The sequence below is a fragment of the Mycobacterium sp. genome (genome assembly GCF_035653355.1).
Taxonomy (GTDB): Bacteria; Actinomycetota; Actinomycetes; order Mycobacteriales; family Mycobacteriaceae; genus Mycobacterium.
The window spans coordinates 1-3,780 of sequence record NZ_DASRBZ010000250.1; the positions used below are offsets into that span (position 1 = coordinate 1).

Below are 3,780 nucleotides of genomic sequence, written 5' to 3' on the forward strand. Positions count from 1 at the left end.
GGACGCCTGGGATATTGATGCCGGTTATGCCGAGCAGGGGCAGTTCCTACCAGCGACGCAGGCTCTCGACGTGGTGGAAGCTGGACCGCACCGAGTCGCGGTGCGAGTGGAACGCTCGTTCCGCAGCAGCCGTATCGTCCAGGACATCCGGCTCTGGGCCAACTCGCCACGGTTGGAGTTCGTCACCACGATCGACTGGCACGACCGACACTGGTTGCTCAAGGCGCGGTTTCCGCTCGCTGTCCGCAGCGAGCGCGCCACCTGTGACGTTGCGTTCGGCGTGGTCGAGCGCCCCACCCACAACAACACGAGCTGGGAGCAGGCGCGGTTCGAGGTCGTCGCCCACCGCTTCGTCGATCTCGCCGACCGCGGTTATGGGGTTGCGTTACTCAACGATGGGAAGTACGGCCACGATCTGGCCGGCAACGTCGTCGGGCTAAGCCTCCTCCGCTCGCCCGCCTATCCCGATCCGCGGGCCGACGAGGGCACCCAAACCTTCACCTACGCCCTCTGTCCCCACACCGGAAATTGGGTCGAGGGGGGCGTTCTTATGGAAGCCGAGGACCTCAACCGGCCGCTTTTCGTCACTCCTGTGACCGCAGCCGAGGAGAAATCCTGGCAGCCGCTAGCGATCACCGGCCTGCCGTTGGCGCTCGGGGCACTCAAGGTCCGTGAAGACGGCGGTGGGTTAGTCCTACGTGTGTACGAGCCGCAGGGGGCCGCCGGTTCGGTGGAGGTCCAACCGCCGTTCAGTTGGGACGTTGGCGCGGAGCTCGACCTACTGGAGGACGAAATTGGCACGCCGGATTTCGAATTCACGCCCTTCAAGGTTCGCACCTGGTTGTTGACACGTTGAACGGCCTCTAATCGCGGAATCCGCTCCGCTCACCCGACAACGCCCGCTTCCCGAAGCCGCGCAATCTCCTCATCCGGCATCCCCAGCCGCTCGCGCAACACCGCATCCGTGTGCTCACCCAGCGCAGGCGGTGGCAATTCCACTTCCGGCCGTTCCCCGTCGATCCGCAGCGGACTCCCGACGACGCTGACTTTGCCGGCCGTGGTGTGATCTACCTGCCGAACCAGCCCGGTCTCGGCAACGTACGGATCGGCGAAGATCTCGTCAACCGAGTTAACCGGCGCCGCCGGCACACGCGTTCCCCACAGCTCACGTGCCCACTCCTCGGCCGGTCGCGTTCGAAACGCCGCCTCCAGCACCGGCAGTAGCTCCTCCCGATTGCGCACCCGGTCGGGATTCGTGCGGAACCGATCGTCCTCCGCCAAGTCCGGGCGCCCCAGAACGGCCACCAGACGCGCGAATTGCGCGTCGTTACCGACGCCCACCGCCAACGGCCGGTCGGCAGTTGGAAAGGGCTGGTACGGTACCAGATTGGCGTGAGCGTTTCCCCAGCGCGCGGGTCGCCGCCCGGTGATCAGGTAATTACTCGCAACATTCGCCAGCGACGCCAGCGCGACATCCATCAGCGGCACCGTAACTCGCTCGCCGCGTCCGGTTCGGTCGCGTCTGTGAACTGCCGCGAGCACCGCGCTCGACGCATAGAGCCCGGCAAGGATGTCGACCACCGCCACTCCGACCTTCTGCGGCTGGCCGTCCGATTCACCCGTGACGCTCATCAGCCCGCTCATTGCCTGAATGACGAAGTCGTACCCCGGCACGTCTTCGTACCGGCTGCCTGGCGCGAAGCTGGCAATCGTGCAGTAAACCAGGCGCGGGTTCAACTTCTGTAGCGTTTCCGCATCGAATCCGTAGCGTTCTGCCACACCCGGTCCGAAGTTCTCGAGCAGAATATCGGCCGATTCGGCAAGGCGCCGCACCAATCCGGCCCCCTGCTCCGTTCGGATATCGATTGCAATGCTGCGCTTGTTGCGATTGCTGCTTAGAAAGTAGCCGCTTTCGCCAGCGATAGACGGCGGACCCCACGACCGTGCTTCGTCGCCTCCTGCCGGGTTCTCGACCTTCACGACGTCCGCGCCGAGATCGCCCAGGAGCATGCTGCACACCGGGCCGGCCAGCGCACGTGTCAGGTCAATAACTTGAAGATCCTTCAGCGGCGTGCGGTCGGTCATGGCTCGCGCCATTATCCTGCATGTGTACTTTGTCCAGAAACCTTCAACGTCGCCAAGCTCACTGACTGAGCGGCCCGCCGGCTCGGTCAGCGCTGCGGGAGCATTCGTGTTGGAGCGGCGGTTCCCCTACGGCGACGCGTGCGATCCCCGCATTAACTCCACCGCGCCTGCCACAACGGCAACCGCCAGCGGCGTTGCCGCCATCAGCCAGAACGCGCGGTCGTGCTCGATCTGTTCGTCTGAAGTCTCGCCCGAGGCGCCGTCGCTGTCGGCGGCTGATTGCCCCGTTGTGACCGGGACCGTTTCCTTCGCGACCGCGGCCTTGCCGGTCTTCGTCCCGCTCGCGGGTTGAGACGGCCGTGTCTCGCGTAGCACCGTGTGTTGGGGCACGTTGTCCTGCGGCTTTGGCCCGATCGACTCATCTTTCCTATTGGCGCTCTGGATTGAGAACACGGCAATGACCTCGGCGCCGATCATCGTGATCATTGAGAAGAAGTAGATCCAGGCGGTGAGGACGAGGATCGGGAACAGGACGGCGCCGTACTTGTTGAAATGCGCGAAATGTGAGTAGATCGGCCAGATGTACGTCAGGATCTCGAACAGGACCGCGGCAACCAGCGCCCCCTTCCACACATTGCCGTACTTAAAGCCCGGCTGGATGTTGGGGAACACCAGGTATATCGCCACGAAGAGGATGAAAGCCGCGAGGAGGCTGATCGCCGTCCCGATCACGAACTGAACCACGCCCGGGAGCGGGAATCCGCTGAACAACCCGTTGAGCAGCGCTCCGGCCGACGTGCCGGCAATGATGATCAGCATCAGAGCCGTAAAGACGAAGATCATCCCGATGTCGATCAACTTCTCTTTGAGGAAGTTCCGTCCGCTCACCTCGAATATCGGCTGAAATGCGGTCGAGAACGCGCCGCCGACCGCCGATCCGCCCCAGAAGACGCCCACCAGGCCAATGATGCCCAGCAACCCAGCATGTTGGGTCGACGTCTTGACCATCGTCCGGATCGTGGCCGGCGAGATTGCTCCTTGCAGCGCGCTACTCAAATGACTGACGATGTTTGCCTGGGCACTGGGACTATGCAAGAACAGGGTGGTGAGGAACACCAGTCCGATTGCGATCGGCGCAATCGACGTGAGAATCGTCCACGACACAAAAGCCGCCAGCATCCCGATGTTGTCCTTCATGAGTTTGGTGAAGAACGCGCGCATGTCGGGATGCTCCTGCGCGAGCTCCTTCGCCTCGGCTACCATGACTACCCTCCATCGACAGACATGAATTCAGCGTGTCGATGGCAATGCAGCAAGCGTGCCAGAAGAAAAAGGGGCGGAACTCTTCACGAGTCCCGCCCCGAACTACGTTACGCTAGCGATCCAGCTAACTCCTCCGGTGCAGGAGAATTGCCAGTCCGGCGCCCAAAAGCGGCACGGCCGGCCACGGCACAGGCAGCCCTGGATTTCCACCGCCGGTAGACGGGAGGCTGACGACTGACGGCTTGGAAGGCGTCGTGGGCTTGGTCGGGGTTGTTGTCGTTGTTTTCGTAGCGGTCGGTGTCGCACCCGGCTTCGACGGGCTGGTCGGCGTTGCTGTCGGAACGGGACCGGTTGATGGTGATGTAGGCGTCGCTGTCGGTTTCGTCGTTTTAGCGGTCGGCTTCGGCGTCGGTGTCGCTACTTGAGCAGGCG

Annotated in this window: 3 protein-coding genes; 1 reads left to right on the forward strand and 2 read right to left on the reverse strand. The window is 63.3% G+C overall.

Features of this window, described 5'->3' with window-relative positions; all coding sequences use genetic code 11:
- The coding region (locus tag VFA16_RS08520) for a glycoside hydrolase family 38 C-terminal domain-containing protein (RefSeq protein WP_324967392.1) at nt 1-856 on the forward strand (856 nt) is incomplete at its 5' end.
- A 29-nt stretch (nt 857-885) separates the two neighbouring features.
- Here VFA16_RS08520 and VFA16_RS08525 read toward each other — a convergent pair.
- Both VFA16_RS08525 and VFA16_RS08530 read right to left on the reverse strand, forming a co-directional pair.
- Nucleotides 886-2,085 (reverse strand): CaiB/BaiF CoA-transferase family protein, encoded by a 1,200-nt coding sequence (locus VFA16_RS08525; RefSeq protein ID WP_324967393.1) that lies wholly within the window; start codon nt 2,083-2,085, stop codon nt 886-888.
- A gap of 126 nt (nt 2,086-2,211) precedes the next feature.
- Complete coding sequence (locus tag VFA16_RS08530; protein WP_324967394.1) at nt 2,212-3,348, reverse strand: YihY/virulence factor BrkB family protein; 1,137 nt, start codon at nt 3,346-3,348, stop codon at nt 2,212-2,214.
- Between the last annotated feature and the right edge of the window lie 432 nt (nt 3,349-3,780).